This is a genomic window from Arthrobacter sp. T572, assembly GCF_056780115.1.
Genome location: NZ_JBRAZQ010000002.1, coordinates 1,073,943 through 1,089,983, shown reverse-complemented (window position 1 = coordinate 1,089,983; position 16,041 = coordinate 1,073,943). Strand labels below are relative to the sequence as shown.

At 64.4% G+C, this 16,041-nt stretch carries 14 protein-coding genes and 1 pseudogene; 11 read left to right on the top strand and 4 right to left on the bottom strand.

Annotated elements, in window-relative coordinates:
* Positions 1-11 precede the first annotated feature (11 nt).
* From ACUYMZ_RS06280 to fdxA, 10 genes are all read left to right on the top strand, one after another.
* Positions 12-392 carry an Hpt domain-containing protein gene (locus tag ACUYMZ_RS06280; RefSeq protein WP_481602462.1) on the top strand — a complete coding sequence of 127 codons (381 nt, stop codon included), beginning with the start codon at positions 12-14 and terminating at the stop codon, positions 390-392.
* A gap of 90 nt (positions 393-482) precedes the next feature.
* Entirely contained in the window at positions 483-1,082 is a 600-nt protein-coding gene (locus ACUYMZ_RS06275) for a helix-turn-helix domain-containing protein (protein WP_442423861.1), read from the top strand.
* 164 nt (positions 1,083-1,246) lie between these two features.
* A complete protein-coding gene (locus ACUYMZ_RS06270; RefSeq protein ID WP_442423862.1) occupies positions 1,247-2,575 on the top strand; it encodes an MFS transporter in 1,329 nt (442 codons plus the stop codon).
* Between the two features lie 11 nt (positions 2,576-2,586).
* Positions 2,587-3,951 carry an FAD-dependent oxidoreductase gene (locus tag ACUYMZ_RS06265; protein ID WP_442423863.1) on the top strand — a complete coding sequence of 455 codons (1,365 nt, stop codon included), beginning with the start codon at positions 2,587-2,589 and terminating at the stop codon, positions 3,949-3,951.
* Positions 3,952-3,956: 5 nt separating this feature from the next.
* The gene (locus tag ACUYMZ_RS06260) at positions 3,957-5,198 is read left to right on the top strand and encodes a CaiB/BaiF CoA transferase family protein (RefSeq protein WP_442423931.1); all 1,242 of its coding nucleotides are present in this window, start codon (positions 3,957-3,959) and stop codon (positions 5,196-5,198) included.
* A gap of 3 nt (positions 5,199-5,201) precedes the next feature.
* Positions 5,202-5,999 (top strand): enoyl-CoA hydratase-related protein, encoded by a 798-nt coding sequence (locus ACUYMZ_RS06255; protein ID WP_481602461.1) that lies wholly within the window; start codon positions 5,202-5,204, stop codon positions 5,997-5,999.
* 53 nt (positions 6,000-6,052) lie between these two features.
* Positions 6,053-6,994 (top strand): dihydrodipicolinate synthase family protein, encoded by a 942-nt coding sequence (locus ACUYMZ_RS06250; protein ID WP_481602460.1) that lies wholly within the window; start codon positions 6,053-6,055, stop codon positions 6,992-6,994.
* Complete coding sequence (locus ACUYMZ_RS06245) at positions 6,994-7,821, top strand: SDR family oxidoreductase (RefSeq protein WP_442423866.1); 828 nt, start codon at positions 6,994-6,996, stop codon at positions 7,819-7,821. The genes ACUYMZ_RS06250 and ACUYMZ_RS06245 overlap by 1 nt, the downstream gene beginning before the upstream one ends.
* Before the next feature lie 19 nt (positions 7,822-7,840).
* Positions 7,841-9,316 (top strand): aldehyde dehydrogenase family protein, encoded by a 1,476-nt coding sequence (locus ACUYMZ_RS06240; RefSeq protein ID WP_481602459.1) that lies wholly within the window; start codon positions 7,841-7,843, stop codon positions 9,314-9,316.
* A gap of 7 nt (positions 9,317-9,323) precedes the next feature.
* Positions 9,324-9,632: a ferredoxin gene (fdxA, locus tag ACUYMZ_RS06235; RefSeq protein ID WP_481602458.1), complete on the top strand. Its 309-nt coding sequence runs from the start codon at positions 9,324-9,326 to the stop codon at positions 9,630-9,632.
* Between the two features lie 72 nt (positions 9,633-9,704).
* Here the strand turns inward: fdxA and ACUYMZ_RS06230 are convergent, their stop codons facing one another.
* Entirely contained in the window at positions 9,705-10,451 is a 747-nt protein-coding gene (locus ACUYMZ_RS06230) for a response regulator transcription factor (protein WP_426006259.1), read from the bottom strand.
* A 100-nt stretch (positions 10,452-10,551) separates the two neighbouring features.
* On the opposite strand from ACUYMZ_RS06230, the gene ACUYMZ_RS06225 reads away from it, so the two are divergent.
* On the top strand, positions 10,552-12,222 hold the full coding sequence (locus tag ACUYMZ_RS06225; protein ID WP_481602457.1) for a sensor histidine kinase: 1,671 nt from the start codon (positions 10,552-10,554) through the stop codon (positions 12,220-12,222).
* Here the strand turns inward: ACUYMZ_RS06225 and ACUYMZ_RS06220 are convergent, their stop codons facing one another.
* The 3 genes and pseudogenes from ACUYMZ_RS06220 to ACUYMZ_RS06210 form a co-directional block, all read right to left on the bottom strand.
* Positions 12,223-12,471 carry a PLD nuclease N-terminal domain-containing protein gene (locus tag ACUYMZ_RS06220; protein ID WP_426006257.1) on the bottom strand — a complete coding sequence of 83 codons (249 nt, stop codon included), beginning with the start codon at positions 12,469-12,471 and terminating at the stop codon, positions 12,223-12,225.
* A gap of 33 nt (positions 12,472-12,504) precedes the next feature.
* A complete protein-coding gene (locus tag ACUYMZ_RS06215; protein WP_481602456.1) occupies positions 12,505-13,713 on the bottom strand; it encodes a 5-methylcytosine restriction system specificity protein McrC in 1,209 nt (402 codons plus the stop codon).
* 82 nt (positions 13,714-13,795) lie between these two features.
* Positions 13,796-16,025, bottom strand: a pseudogene (locus tag ACUYMZ_RS06210) (McrB family protein).
* Positions 16,026-16,041 lie beyond the last annotated feature (16 nt).

The following is a 16,041-nucleotide window of genomic DNA, read 5'->3' as shown; positions in this document are numbered from 1 at the left end:
GGAGGGGTTTGGTGTCTGACTATGACGAGTGCACAGACTCCCTGGTGGATCCCGCTGTCCTCCTTGGACTCCAGGCCGAACTTGGCGGGGACGCGTCCATCGTCACCACATTCGTCAAGAACTATGTGGAACTGCTTCCCTGGCGCGTAGCACGGCTTCATCAATCCTTGGTCAACCTGGACATGGAAGATGCCATGGACGCGGTCCTGAGCTTGAAGACTTCCAGCCATATGGTTGGGGCCGTCTGCATTGAACGGCTCGCCGCGGAGCTGGAAGTCAGCATGAAGCTGCTGCCCGGTGGTGACCATCTGATGCAGCTCAGCCCACAGCTGGACGAGATCGACCGCTTCGTCTTCGGGACGATCTGCGAGCTTGGATCACCACTTTCCTAAAAATCTTTACTTAATTGAAAAAAATCATTGACCGGCTAAAAATCTTCACTATAGTTGTGTGAGTTAGCTCATCCAGCAAAGGACCCGGCAATGACCACCGAGACTCCTGCCCCACTGGCCACCAGCGAACTGTTGGCGACCGTCGGGAACAAGGTGCGCACCATGCGCAAGGCAAAGGGCATGACCCTGGCCCAACTCTCGGACATCACCGGCCTCAGCCAAGCGATCGTCAGCCAAATCGAACGCGGCATGGCCAACCCTTCCTTCACCACGTTGGCGCAGTTGGCCCACGGTCTGGACATCCCCGTAGGGAGGTTCTTCATAGGCCAGGACGAGTCCAGGTCACCCGTGGTCAGAAGGTCCGAACGGCGTAACTTGAAAAACGTCACCCGGGAATCCGTGGGCGAGGCAGTCCATGAACTGCTCACCCCCAACCGGGACGGAAGCATCGAGGCGCAATGGATCAGTACGCCCCCAGGGCACGACACCAGCGCAACACCTTTTACCCACAGCGGTGAAGAGTTCTGCTACATCATCTCCGGCCGTAAGGACGTCTACTTGGACGGCGTCTGCTACAGCCTTGAAGAGGGCGACTCGATCACCTACTCCTCAGAGATCCCCCACTGGTACAAGAACAGCTACGAAGAGGTATGCGTAGCCATCTGGGTCAACGCACCACACGCGTGGTAACGCACCCGCCCTCAGGCGGCTTGGGCGTTCTCCCTTAACTGTCCGGACACGATCCCGTGGCCGCTGACACTCCTTGCCACTTTCGCATCAGACGCCTCGTTCAACAGGCGTTCCTGCGTCATACCCTCCCACGCCCTCCGGGGCGTCAGCGTAAGGAAACTTCCATGCTCGACATCCAAACGGACAACGCCGTCCCCACGCCAAAACCAACTACCCACTCCCCCGGCAAGAACGCAAAGTTCACGCCCGAAGTCCGCAAGGGACTCCTCGGCCTTGGCCTCGGCAACGCCCTGGAGTGGTACGACTGGATGGTCTTCGGCCTCCTGTCAGCCTTCATTGGACCGAACTTCTTCCCCAACACCGATCCCCTCTCGGCAACGCTGAACGCCCTGGCCGTGTTCGCCGTCGGGTTCGCTTTCCGTCCCCTGGGCGGCATACTGCTCGGAACGCTCGCTGACCGCATTGGCCGCCGACGCGTCATGCTGCTGTCCATCATGCTCATGGCCGGCACCACCCTGGTCATCGCCATCACCCCGAACTACACCACCATCGGCGCCTGGGCCGGCATCATTTTGGTGGTGTGCCGCATCCTGCAGGGCATCTCCACCGGTATTGAAGCTCCCCTCTCCACCTCCCACGCCGTAGAGCTGGCGCCCGAAGGCCGTGAAGGCTACGTCGCAGGCATCATGTCCTTCTACGTCAACATCGGCATTCTCATGGCCTCCCTGGTGAGCTTCCTGTGCAGCCTGGTGATCGGGGGCGCGGCAATGGGCGAATGGGGCTGGCGCGTCCCGTTCATCATCGGCGCCCTCTTCGGCTTCGTGGTCCTCTACCTGCGGCGGGCCCTCCCGGAGACCCTCAAGAAAGAGGAAATGGCCACCAACACGCCCCGTGCAGTCTGGAAGGGCGTCAGCAAGCACTGGCTGTCCGTCTTGGCCATCATCTTCGTCGTCGGCGCTGCACAGGCCTACAACTACGCCTGGAACGTCGGCCTCCCCAGTGCCGCACGCAGCGGCTTCAAGGAAGACCCCACGGCCGTCTTCGCCCTCACCACTATCCTGGGCGTCATCCTCGTCATCGGTTCCTGGGTCGTCGGCAAGCTGGCAGACGGCAAGGCGATGTCCAAGTGGTTCCTGGTCACCCGCGTCCTCGCCATCCCGGCCGTGTTCCTGATGCTGCTCTACGTACAGCCGGGCATCGGCGGCTTCGCAGCAGTCCTGCTGGGCGGCTCCATTGTCCTGGTACTCAACATGACCCTCTACAACGTGGTCAGCTCCTCCCTGATGCCCAAGAACATCCGCGGCACCGGTGTAGCCCTCGGCTACGGAATCGGCGTAGCGATCTTCGGCGGCACCGCCTCCTACCTCCTGGTCTGGTTCCAGTCGCTGAACCTCACCTGGGTCTTCCCGGTCTACGTGGCCGTCCTGTCCATCCTCAGCATCGTTTTCTACATCGCCGCACGCCGCACCAACGGCATCCACGTCGGCAAGTAAGGACCAAGAACATGAACTCCCTCGAACTCGCTACCACCACCGCAGACCTCAAAGCCCCCGTGATCTCCCACTCCGACGTGCTGGTGGTTGGCGGTGGCCCAGCAGGTGTGGCCGCTGCCGTCACCGCAGCCCGCTCCGGCGCGAAAGTCACGCTGCTGGAACGCTACTCGTCCCTGGGCGGGCTGGCCTCCGGCGGCATGGTCCTGGTGCTCGATGACATGATCAACGGCCAGGAAATCACCGTCACCGGCATTGTCTCCGAGTACGTCGAACGCCTCCAGAAGCTGGGCCTGGCCATCGTTCCGCCCGCCGATGACCGCAGGACCTCCGAGGAACTTTGGAACAAGTGGGGACGTTACGGCACCTTCGATTTCCACTCCCACACCAACCCCAAGCCCATCTGCTACGCCGCAGCGTTCGACCCCGATGGCTGGAAGCGCGTGTCCAACGACCTCGTCCGCGAGGCCGGGGTGGACCTCCGCCTGCACTCGTGGTTCTCACGTCCGATCGTGGACAACGGGGTCATCAAGGGCGTCATCTGCGAAACGAAACTGGGCCCGCAGGCCTTCCTGGCCGACATCGTCATCGACACCACCGGCGATATTGATGTCGCTTCGCGTGCCGGCGCCAGCTACGCAAAGGACAACTACCTCACCACCCTCGTCTTCCGCCTCGGCAACGTGGACACCAACGCAGCCGAAGCCTTCGAACAGGCCAACCCCAAGGAAGCCCGAGCCATCAACCGCAAGATCAAGCGCATCCTCGGCGGCGCTTGGGAACTTTGGTGGCTCAAGACGCCCATTGAAGGCGTCGTGTGGTGCAACGCCCCGCACATGACCGGCTTCGACGGCGTGGACCCTGCAGACATGACCGCGGCCGAGTTCGCCGCCCGCGACCGGATCTCCGAGGCCGTGGATTACGTCCGGGCCAACCTCCCCGGCTTCGAAAACGCGTACATGTTGGATGTCGCCTCCCAGATGGGCGTCCGCCAGACCCGCCTCCTGCAGGGCGAGTACATCATGACCAAGGACGACGTCACCCAGCGCCGCCACTTTGCCGATACCGTGGCCCGCGGCCGCGACTACTACTACCCGTACCGCTCGCTGCTGCCCAAGGAAGTCGATCAGCTCCTGGTGGCCGGCCGCCACTACTCCGCCACCCCAGAAGCCCAGAAGATGTCGCGCGAAATTCCGCCCTGCATGGCCATGGGCCAGGCTGTCGGTGTGGCAGCGGCCCTCGCCGTCGAGAACAACATCCTGGTCCGCGATGTCGCGGCAGCGGACATCCAATTGGGCATGCGCCGGCACGGTGCCGACCCGGGTGACATCCCGTCGTCGAACGCCACCATCGATGCGGATGCTGTGGTGCCGGCATGAGCCTCATGACTGCAGAAAATACGGAAAGCACGACGGCGGCCCGCGCCGCCGCGGCTCCGGAACCAACAGCCCTCCCGCTGGAGGGCATCAAGATCGTCGACTTCACCCAGGTGTTCATGGGTCCGTCCTGCACCCAACTCCTGGGCGACTACGGCGCGGACATCATCAAGGTGGAACGTCCTGGCGCCGGCGACATCTCCCGCAATTCCTTCCCGGACCAGGACGGCCAGGACAACCCGATCTTCCTCTCCATCAACCGCAACAAGCGCAGCGTCTCCGTTGACACCCGAACCGAGGAAGGCCGCGAAGTCCTCCACCGGCTCATGGCCGACGCCGACGTCGTGGTCAGCAACTTCCGCTCCGGCGTCATGGAACGCATGGGCTTCGGCTATGAGGACCTGCGCGCAAAGAACCCTGGCATCATCTGGGCTTCCGGCACAGGCTTCGGCCCTGAAGGACCCTACTCCCACAAAGGCGGACAGGACGCGATCGCCCAGGCCTACTCCGGCGTGATGTGGCGGCGCGAGTCCGAGGACACCAAGCCTGCCATCTACCCCACCACCCTGTGCGACTACATCACCGGCATGCACCTCATGCAGGGCATCCTACTGGCCCTGCGCACCCGCGAATCCTCCGGCCTCGGCCAGAAGGTGGAAGTGACCATGTACGACTCCATGCTGCACCTGCAGATGCAGGAAGCATGCATGCAGCTCAACCGCGGCTACGAGGTCAACTGGGGAGCCATGCCGCTCAGCGGCGTCTTCGAAACCACCGACGGCGCCGTGTGCATGGTCGGTGGATTCACCCCGGACCCGCTCGCCCGGATCTCCGAGGCGCTGGAACTGGACGAAGACCTGACCGAGCGCCCGGGCTTCGCCACGCTGGAGCAACAGTTCAAGAACAAACCCGCCCTGCAAGCCATCTTCCGCGAGCAGTTCGCCACCAACACCACCGAGTACTGGACCGGCAAACTCGAGGAACAGGGTTTGCTCAACGCTCCCGTACACACCCTGGAACAGGCCCTCGCCGACGCTCAGACCGAGGCCAACGGCATGATCGTGGAGGCCGACCATCCCTCGGTCGGCACTGTGAAAATGCTGAATGCCCCCATCCGGCTCTCGGCCACTCCCCCCTCGATCCGCCGCGCAGCCCCACGCCTGGGCGAGCACAACGTTGAGGTCCTGCTCGAGAACGGCTTCGACGCCGAAACCATTGAGCGCCTCCAGCAGTTGGGGGTCCTGCGATGAGCGTTGCCGCAGAGGAACGCGGACGAGGTTACCCTGGACATCAAGGACGGCGTGGCAACCGTGACGATCGACCGCCAGCATGTCCTGAACGCCGTGGATGCCGCCACGCACGAGCGGCTCAACGGGATCTGGTCGCTGCTGGAAGGCGATGCATCCGTACGCGCCGTGGTGGTCACCGGAGCCGGCGCCCGTGCCTTCTGCGTCGGCGCCGACATGTCCGCCGATGCCGTGGACAAGACCGGACTGGAATATTGGGCCGGACTTGATCCCAACGGCTTCGGCGGCCTGAGCCTCCGCACCAGCCTGGACGTTCCCGTGATCGCCCGGGTCAACGGCTACGCATTGGGCGGCGGCATGGAAATCGTCCTCGGCGCCGACATCGTGGTGGCAGCTTCAAGCGCGAAGTTCGGCCTGACGGAGCCCCGGGTCGGGCGGTTGGCGCTCGACGGCGGCATCCACCAACTGGTGCGACGGGTCCCGTACACGCAGGCCATGGGGATGCTGCTCACCGGACGCAAAGCCGATGCTGCGGAAATGCACTCCATGGGCCTGGTCAACGAAGTAGTGCCCGCTGACGAGCTGGACTCAGCCGTACAACGCTGGGTGGACCAGATCCTGGCGTGCGCCCCCACCTCCGTGCGCGCCGTGAAGCAGATGGTCACGCAGACCTCTCATCTCACGGCCAAGGAAGCCCGCGGCCTCAGGCTGCCGGCCCTCATGGCCGCGCTGGACAGCGAAGACTCAGCCGAAGGTGTGCGGGCGTTTCAGGAAAAGCGCCCGCCCGTGTGGCCGGGACGCTAGGCATCCCGGCACAAGCCACTCCATCCAGCAGACCGCATTGAAAAGGAACCACCATGCCTCACCCTTCTGCGCCCAAAAACCGTGAATCCCTTCCCGCAGGCGTCTGGGGTGTTGTCGCCACCCCCTTCCAAGGCAGCACCTTGGACGTCGACCTGGACAGCCTCGCCGAACTCGTGGAGCACTACGAAAAAATCGGAACAACCGGCCTCACGGTGCTTGGCGTGTTCGGCGAAGCAGCCGCCCTCACTCCGCAGGAACGCCGCGATGTCCTCGAAACCGTGATCGAATCCACCACCCTCCCCCTGGTAGTGGGAGTGACCGCACTGGCCACCCGGCCCGCCATCGAAGAGGTCATGGCAGCGCAGGAAGTTGCGGGGCCACGCCTCTCGGCCGTCATGGTGCAGGCCAACTCGGCCCGGGCAGAAGCGGTGACCTCCCACTTCGATGCCATCCACCGGGCAACCGGCGCCAAGGTGGTCCTCCAGGACTACCCGCTGGCCAGCGGAGTCAGCATCCCCACACCGGCACTGATCTCCGTGGTCAACGCCTGCGACTACGTCATCGCCGTCAAAGCCGAGGCCCCGCCCACCAGCGTGGCCATCGCAGACCTGAATGCCGCCGTCGGGGTTTCCATCTTCGGTGGGCTCGGCGGACAAGGCCTCCTGGACGAACTCATGGCAGGCGCCTCCGGTGCCATGACGGGCTTCTCCTATCCCGAAGCCCTGATCGCCTGCGTGAAGGCGTGGCAGGACGGCGGATACCAAGCCGCCGAACGCGAACTGCAGCCCTACCTGCCGCTCATCAACTTCGAACAACAGGCAAAGGTGGCGTTGGCCATCCGCAAGGAATGCCTCCGCGAGCGCAGACTCATCAAGGACTCAGGGGTCCGGGCACCGGCTGCCCTGTTCCCCGAAACTCTGCGGGACTCCATGGCAGTCCACTTGAAAGAAGCGGCGTCTGCGTTGGATGCCCGTGTAACGGTAGGGAGTTTCTGATGGACCTCGGAATCGGAGGAAAGACAGCACTCGTAGCCGCCTCCACCGGCGGGCTCGGGCTTGCCGTGGCCAGGGCGCTCGCTGCCGAGGGTGTCCGGGTGGCGGTGGTGGGGCGTCGCCGGGACCGCGCCAAGGAAATTGTTGCCGAACTGCAGGCAGCCTACGGAACCGGCGTGTTGGGCAGCGGTTCTTTGGGAACCAGCGGCTTCGACGCAGTCGCCATCGAAGCCGACCTCGGCACTCCGGAGGGCATCGAATCCGCAGTGGACCAGACCGTGGCCAACCTCGGGCCGATCGACATCCTGGTGCTCAACGGACCCGGACCCAAACCGGGTGCCGCCGCAACCCTGACCTCCGAGGACATGGCTGCTGCGTTCGACCTTTTGGTCAAGCCGCATCATGCCTTGGTCTCACAGGTCCTGCCCGGCATGCGTGAACGCCGTTGGGGCCGCATCCTGGCGATCGGTTCCAGCGGAGTGACCGCTCCCCTGCCCAACCTGGCTGTTTCCAATACCGGCAGGGCTGCCTTGGCCGGTTACCTCAAGACCCTTGCGGCCGAGGTCGCGCTGGATGAGGTCACCGTGAACCTGCTCCTTCCTGGCCGGATCGCCACCGACCGCGTCACGCAACTGGACCAAGCCGCAGCCAAGCGCCGCGGCACCACCCTGGTGGAAATCCAGCTGGAGTCCCGCAAGACCATCCCTGCCCGCCGTTACGGAGAACCCGCCGAGTTCGGTGCCGCCGCCGCCTTCCTGTGCAGCGCACCGGCGTCGTACATCACAGGGGTCGCACTCAGGTGCGACGGCGGCCTGATCCGCAGCCTCTGAACCCCTCGAAAGGACCACCATGACTTCCACCGCACTGGATACCGCCCTCACCGCTGAGGACACCCTTACCGCCCAACACCTCATTAACGGCCAATGGCTTGGTTCGGCTGACACGAAACGGATGAACCCCGCACGCCCCGATGAGCTCGCAGCCCTGTCTCCCAGCGGCACCGCCGCGGATGTGGACGCCGCCATTACCGCCGCCGCCGCTGCCCAGCCCGGGTGGGCTGCACTCCCTGCCCCGTCCCGCGGCGCCATCCTGATTACTGCCGGGAACCTGTTGATCGAACGGCAGGGGGCAATCGCCGAGGACCTGGTCCGTGAAGAAGGCAAGACTTTGGCAGAGGCCAAGGGCGAAGTGAAGCGGGCCTCGGACGTCCTGCGCTTCTTCGGCTCCCTCGGTTGGGCCGCCACCGGCGAAGTCCTGCCCAGTGGGCTGCCGGACACCACCATCACTACCCGCCGCGAGGCACTGGGCGTTGTTGGCCTGATTACCCCGTGGAACTTCCCTATCGCCATCCCCGCGTGGAAAACGGCACCGGCCTTGATCAGCGGCAACACCGTGGTCATCAAACCGGCCGAGCTCACCCCGCTCTCCGCAACCCACCTTGCCCGGGCGTTGCAGGACGCCGGCCTCCCCTCCGGTGTGTTCAACGTGGTCCATGGCAAGGGCCGGGTTGTTGGTGACGCCTTGGCCCGCGATCCCCGCATCGCCGGGCTCTCCTTCACCGGTTCCACCAACGTGGGCCTGGGGCTGCAAGAGATCCTCAACTCCCGGCGCGCCCGGGTGCAGCTGGAAATGGGCGGAAAGAACGGCGTCCTGGTCCTGGACGACGCCGATCCCGGCAAGGCCGCGCAGGTGGTTGCCGCCGGAGCTTTTGGGCTGACTGGCCAAGCCTGCACCGCAACCTCGCGGGTGTACGTGACCCCCGGAATCCATGCAGCGTTCCTGGAAGCGCTGGTGGCCGAAGCCGCCGCGTACAGCACCGGCGACGGCCTCACGGAAGGTACCCGGATGGGCGCCGTGGTGAGCAGGCAGCAATTCGAGCAGGACCAAGCGGCGGTGCGTACCGCCGTCGAACGCGGTGCCACGCTGCTGCACGGAAGCTACGACGGCGATCCCTCCGGCGCGCTGTTCTTCCCGGCGGTGGTCCTCACCGACTTGCCCTTTGACGACGCAGCGGTGACCGAGGAAATATTTGGACCGGTTGTGGCCGTGCTCGAAGTTTCCGACTACGAGGCAGGCCTGGCCGCCGTCAACAATTCCCGTTACGGACTGACCGCCAGCATCTGCACCGATTCCCTCGCCCTCGCCACGGACTTTTCCGCCCGGGTGCAGGCTGGCGTGGTCAAGGTCAACCGGCCCACCGCGGGCCTGGACCTCAACGTCCCGTTCGGCGGGGTCAAGGACTCCTCCACCAACACGTTCCGCGAACAAGGACGGTCCGCCGTGGACTTCTTCACGTGGGGCAAGACCGTCTACACGGGCGTGTAGGCCCGCCATGAGTTACGTGATCGCGCAGCCCTGCGTGGATGTGAAAGACAAAGCGTGCATCAACGAATGCCCTGTCGATTGCATCTACGAGGGCGCGCGTTCCCTCTACATCCACCCTTCCGAATGCGTTGACTGCGGGGCGTGCGATCCCGTGTGCCCCGTGGAAGCCATCTACTTTTCCGAGGATGTCCCGGACGAATGGGCAGATTATGTCCGGGCCAACGCGGAATTTTTCGACAACGGCCCCGGGCGTTCGCTGCCGGAGACGGACCACCCAGTGATAGAGGCGGAACCCCTCCGCAGTCCCGCTCACTGATCCCAACTAGGTCGCATTTGTGCGCGTTTTGACGGCTCAAAACGCGCACAAATGCGACCTAGTTGGGTGAGGTTAGTTGTTCTGGATCGCCGGGGCCAGGCGGTACCCGACGCCGCGGACGGTTTCCAGCCAGCGCGGGTTCTGGATGCTGTCGCCGAGCTTCTTGCGCAGGTTGCCCATGTGGACTTCAACTGCGCGTTCGTCGGCGTCGCTGACGTAACTTCCGACGTCGTAGGGCTCGTTGCGGAGGCGGCGCGCCAGGTCGGCCTTGGTGCGGACAATGCGACCGGTCTCCAACAGCGCCACCAGGAGGTCGAACTCCGTGCGGGTCAGCTTCACTTCGGTTCCGTTGAGGACCGCCGTGCGGGACCCTGCGGACACCGCCAGTCCGTTATGGACAAGTTCCGGGTCCGTGTCTGCCCCGGCGGGGCGGGATTCCGACGACGACGCGCGCGGCCTGCGCATCATGGCCTCCACCCGGGCACGCAGCTCGCGGGGACGGAAAGGCTTGGTGAGGTAATCGTCGCCACCGGCCTCGAGGCCCATGAGCGTATCCAGCTCCTCCGCACGCGCGGTCAGCATGATGATGTAGGCGTCCGATGACTTCCGGATCTGCCGGGCGACTTCGAAACCGTCAATGTCGGGGAGTCCGAGGTCCAGGGTGATGACGTCAGGGTTCAGTTCACGGGCGGAGAGGACGCCGGCGGATCCGGTGGAAGCGACATGGACGTCGAACCCGGCCTGGGAGAGGACCACGCGTACCAATTCGCGAATATCCTGGTCATCTTCGATGACCAGCCCCACACGTACTTCACTCATTGCTACCCCTCAGCCCCTTTGATAACCCTTCGAAGTATAACCATTATGGTTAGGCTGATCTCATGAACCGACTCGGTCCCCCGTCCCTGGTGGTTGTGCCATGACCCCTCCCGCCACCTGGGACCTTGGAGAGAAGAAGAAGCTTTTCTTCTTCCAACGCTCCTTCCACGAGCACACCTTGCGCATGCGCGTGGTCCTGAGCCAGCTTCCGCTGTCTGTTTGTGTCTGCATCTCCGCCATCCTGGTTTGGTTGTTTTTCCCGGCCACGCTGGAGAATCCGCTCTTCCTGGTGTTCCTGTTGAGCCAGGCTTTCCTGCTGGCACTGTGCATCGCGGTGCCGTGGCACCGGCTGCCGTTCCCCAGCTTCCTGGCCATCCCCATCCTGGACATGATCTCCATCGGTTTCGGACGGGAAGGCGGGCAGGAAGCCCTGACCGGCCTCAGCGTGCTGGTGGTCCTGCCCGTCATCTGGTTGTGCGCCTCAGGGCTCTTTCCCCGCACTGCCATGGCCCTGTCCTTCGTGGGACCACTGGGCATTGTGTGGGTTCCCTTGTTCATCAATGGCAGGCTCACGGAACAGGACCTGACCAAGCCCCTGCTGTTTCCCATCCTCATGCTGGGCATCGGCGTCTCCGTCAGTGTGCTGACCCTGAGCATGGTGCGGCAGCAGCGTGCCCTCGAACAGAAAGACGAGGCCTTGAAGGAGGCCCTCGAGGCCAGTACCAAGCAGGAACGGCTGCTGAATACCGTCATGGAAGCGCTCCCGCTGGGCGTCGTCGCCGTGGACGGCGACGGACATGACATCCTCATGAACCGCCGCCAGCGGCTGACCCACACCCTGGCCAGTCCCGAGGACAACGACGATCCCAACGAATCCCAACTCCTGGTCTTCGACACGGACAGGACCACCCCGCTGCCGCCGGACATCCGACCCGTACGGCGTGCTGTGCTGGGCGAACGGTTCACAGACCAGTTGGTGTGGCTCGGAACGGGACCGGAGCAACGGGCCTTCACCACCAGTGCCCGGCCCATGCTGGATGATGAAGGTAAGTTTGCCGGCTCCGTGGTGGTGTTCAGCGATGTCACGGACCTGGTCAATGCACTGGCCGCCAAGGACGATTTCGTGGCCAGTGTCTCCCACGAATTCCGGACTCCGCTGACCTCCATCCTGGGTTACGTGGAACTTATTCTGGACGACCCCACCGGACTCGATCCGAAATACCGCAAGCAGCTGGACATTGTGCGCAGGAATGCCGAGCGCCTGCTCACGTTGGTATCCGACCTGCTGTCCGTCCGGTCCGGCCAGATCGTGGTGCAGCCGCACACCGTGGACGTGGCCGAACTGGTGCGCGGCAGTGTGAACTCTGCGGAGCCACGGGCTGCCAAGGCCGGAATCCGCCTGTCCGTGGATGCTCCCCCGGCCCTGCTCGCGCGGGTGGACTCCTCGCGGTTGTCGCAGGTCCTGGACAACCTGGTCTCCAACGCCATCAAGTACTCCCCCGACGGCGGCGACGTGGTGGTGGCGGCCTGGGAGGACGAGGACCACATCTACTGCCGCGTCTCGGACACCGGCATGGGCATGTCGGAGGACGAGCAGGCAGAAGCCTTCACCAAGTTCTTCCGTGCCGGAGCGGTGCGCAACAGCGCCATACCGGGAGTGGGCCTGGGCCTTCCCATCAGCAAGGCAATCGTGGAGGCGCACGGCGGCACCATCACCTTGGAAAGCGAGCCCGGGCAGGGCACCACGTTTACGGTGAAGGTCCCGGCCTGATCAGCGTTTGATGGTCGCCTTGCCGGCGGCTTCCCGACGGCGGCCGAACAGGAAGTAGCTCAGCGGACCAAAGAAGTTGATGAAGGATGCCAGGCGCCACAGCACCTTGTTACCCCTGATCTGCGAGTCCGGTGTCTTGGCGATGCTCCTTTGCGCGGCGCCCAGCAACGCCATGTTCAGCGCTCCGCTTCCCATGAGCATGACCCTTTGGCCTTTGCTCATATCGCGCCACGATTTCCTGCGGGCCATGATGCCTCCTTGGCGGTGGGTTACCTTTTCAGGCTAGTCCGACGCCGTTCGTCCCGCCACAGCTTGGCGCAGCACCTCTCCCCAGGACTGTTCCGCGAGGTCGGCCACTGCCTCCAGAATCCGGCCGGGCGGCAATGAGAGGTCCAGCGGATACTCCACGATGTCGATATCGGTATTGAGGATCCTCCGGAGCTTTACTTCCCCGGCACCGGCATAGACGAGCCAGGCCGTGGGGACGCGCAGGGCTGTGCAGTAGGCCAGCAGCTGGTAGTGGTCGGCGTTCAGCGAAGCGCCGATGTCTCCGGCTGCGGTGTATTTGAAGTCGTACACCACCACCGGGCGGCCGCCCAGGAAATGAACGGCATCCGGCCGAACGGTCAAACGGTCGGTGTCCCGCACGGCCTCATTCAGCAGGGCCCCGTACTGCAGCCGCATCTCTCCCGGGTACGCCCCCATGGCAAGGCGCAGAGCCCTGCCCACGAATTCCTCGAAGACCTGGGCCATGTCCACCACGAACGAGGCCGTCTGCTGCGTACCCACCCCTGCTTCTGCGGAGCCGTTGCGGAGGATCACCTCGGCCAGCCTCAGGGCGGCGTGGTAACGGAGGTTCATGCGCGTGGCCTGCCACGGCGGGAGCGGAGCGCCGGACGCCAGGCGGGTAACGGCGTCGAGCTTTCCCTTGAGCTGCCGCAAGCGGCTGAGGACGTCGGGACGGACGCCGGGCACCTTGCCCATGCGTTCGAGCGCGGCACGCAGAATGCGGTTTTCCGCAATGTCCTCGGTGAACTCGTCATAGGACACTTCCAGCGGGACCAGCATCCCCGGCCGGCGGGAGATCTGGTCGGAAATGCGGATGCGCCCCTTGACCGTCCGGAGCGACTCATCCACTGTCAGGTAACCCTGAAGTACCCCACGGTTCAGTGCCCGCTCAGCCAATTGGGCCAGGGACTCCGCCAATGCGCTCCACAGATCGGGGTGCTCCACGGCTTCCACGGAGTGGTCGCCGAATCCTTGGTCTCCGGCGTAGCTCAGGAGGAACAGCAGCCGGCTCAGGCCCAAACGGTCCTTGGGCCGGACTTCCAACTGGACCGTCCCGGTGCGGACCGACCCCACCTTGCCCACCGGTTCAATCCTGTAGAGGCCCATTCCCAGGGGTGATGCCTTGGCCAGCCCGCTGGAGTTGATGAACGCAGCCGACTCCGGATCAAGCTTGTCCACTACCCCGCGAGAGAGCTCGTCCATCACCACGTGCCGCAGACCAGTGGTCCGCCCCGGGCCTGGTTTCGCGCTGGATGGCGCCCTGGTGGGCCTGGGCGGGATGGCCTTACCGGGCAGCAAGACGTCCCAACAACTGGTCGAGGCCGAACCGTTCCTCCAACTGGGCACGGTTCAACTGGCCGTGATAGTGCTCTTCGAGCAACGGCATGAGCTCGTACTTCCAGATCCTGCGGAGGCCCGTGGGGGTCTGGGCGGCGGTCTTCATGAAGTAGGACGGCCCGATCATGAGGTCGCGGTCCCAGTCGTCCATGGCGTCGTTCAGCGCATCCAGCAGGTCGGCATTGAGGGTGTCCAGTCCCCGCGCCTCCAGGAACCGGCGCAGCGAACCGCGCACGGGTTCTTCCTTGGGGTGCAGCTCGATGAAGGCAAACCGACGCCGGATGGCCGCGTCCATCATGGCGATGGACCGGTCGGCCGTGTTCATGGTGCCGATGATGTAGAGATTGTCCGGCAGGCTGAAGGGCTCGTTGGGGCTGTATTGCAGGTAGATCCGGTCGTCCCGGTATTCCAGCAGGAAGTACAGCTCACCGAAGACCTTGGCCAGGTTGGCGCGGTTCATCTCGTCGATGATGAGGAAGTACGGTTTGTGGGCGTTCTCCGGCTTGGCGGCTTCCTCCGCCAACCTGCGCAAAGGTCCGGCCACAAGTTTGAAGGAAACCTGGCCGTCGTCGGTCTTGTCCGGGCGGTAGCCCTCAAAGAAGTCCTCGTAGGCGTACGACGGGTGGAACTGCACCAGCTTGACGCGTTCATCCGTGCTGTCGCCGGCGAGCTCGGCGGCCAGGTGCTTGGCAATGTAGGTTTTGCCCGTGCCGGGAGGGCCGTAGAGGACCAGTTGGCGGTTGTCCTCCAGCAGCTCCGCGATCTCCTTCAACGGCTCCAGCTCCATGTGCAGGGATGCTGCGAACTCTTCCGTCAGCGGGCGGAAACCCTGCTGGACGACCTCGACGGCGACCGTGGGCGGGGCTTCGTCCTCGCCGTCGGTTTCGGCTTCTCCAGGGAGCAGTTCCTGGAAGTGCCTGGATGACCCTGGTGACGTCCACGATGATGCCCGGCGTGGAAAGCTGGCGTTGCGCGTGGCGCGGCAGTTCGGTGATGGCGTAGCTGTCGTCGAACCAGCGGACCTTGCGGCGGATCCTGCGGCTGTCCTCGTCCGGTTCGCCCAGGACCACGCCCACGCGGACGCGGCCCGCGTGCTGGTACAGGGTGAGGTCACCGGGTTTCATGACGGTGAGGAAGGCAAAGACCGCGGTTTTGGTGTCCTCGCGCTCGACGTAGCCCAGGTGCTTGTAGTCCTCGTCCACGGCGTGCTGGACCACTCCGGCGGTGACGCCGGCGGTGAGTGGGCGCAGGTGTTCGACGTCCAGGGTCGCCTTCTCCTCCGCCACCCAGGAGGCCAGGAGGTCGGCGTTGTCATGATGGGTACGCAGCAACCAGGAGCGGCGGCCCGGGTCTCCCACCTTTCGCCACTGGCTGACCAACTGGCGTGAGTACCAATCGATCCGCTGGCCTGCCTGCTCATCCAGATGCAGCCTGATCCGGTGGATGTCCGCGGTGATGTCTTCTTCCGTGTCGCCCTTGGCGCCACCCACCAGCGAGGCGAAGGCGTCACGGATTTCACGGCGTTCGACGTCGGCCACCACGGGTTCGAAATAGCTGGGCCAGACCAGGTACTCGATGCTGCGCCGGAGGGCGGGCTGGTCGTCAGGCGTGCCGACAGCCAGTTCGTGGAACTTGTGCGGATCCGCGAGCGCCTGGTTGATGGCCTCAGTGCTCTGGCTGTCCAGGTGGGCGACGAACCGGCAGAGCCATTTCAGGTGGTCCCAGATAGTCCAGTTGAATTCGGCGGTGCGGTCCCGGATCACCCCGTGGTCCGTCATGCCGCCGTAGAGTTCCTCCGGCAGTTCGATGGCCGGTTCCACCCATGACGCTGCCTCGGCGACCCGGGCGCGTTTGACCCGCAGGGACTTGACCTCGTGGGCCAAGGGCAGCGACTGCAGATACAGGAGTTCAACGGCGAGCAGCTTGGCTTCCCGGGATGCGCCATCAAGGTTCTGCCGCAGGTTGGTCATCATGGGCGCCTTGGAGTCGGCAACTCCCCGCTCCAGCCGTTCCAGGAGTTCGCCGGCGGCATCTGCCGTCCAGGTGAGTGTCCTGCCGTCCAGCGCCGATGGCTTGCCGTGGAGTGCCGGATCGAGCACATACCAGGCAGCGTCCTCGATCTCCTTGGAGATTCCGGGAGCACGGTCAAGGGCTGTTTTCACGGAGGGGGTCACCATGCCAACTTACCTTGTT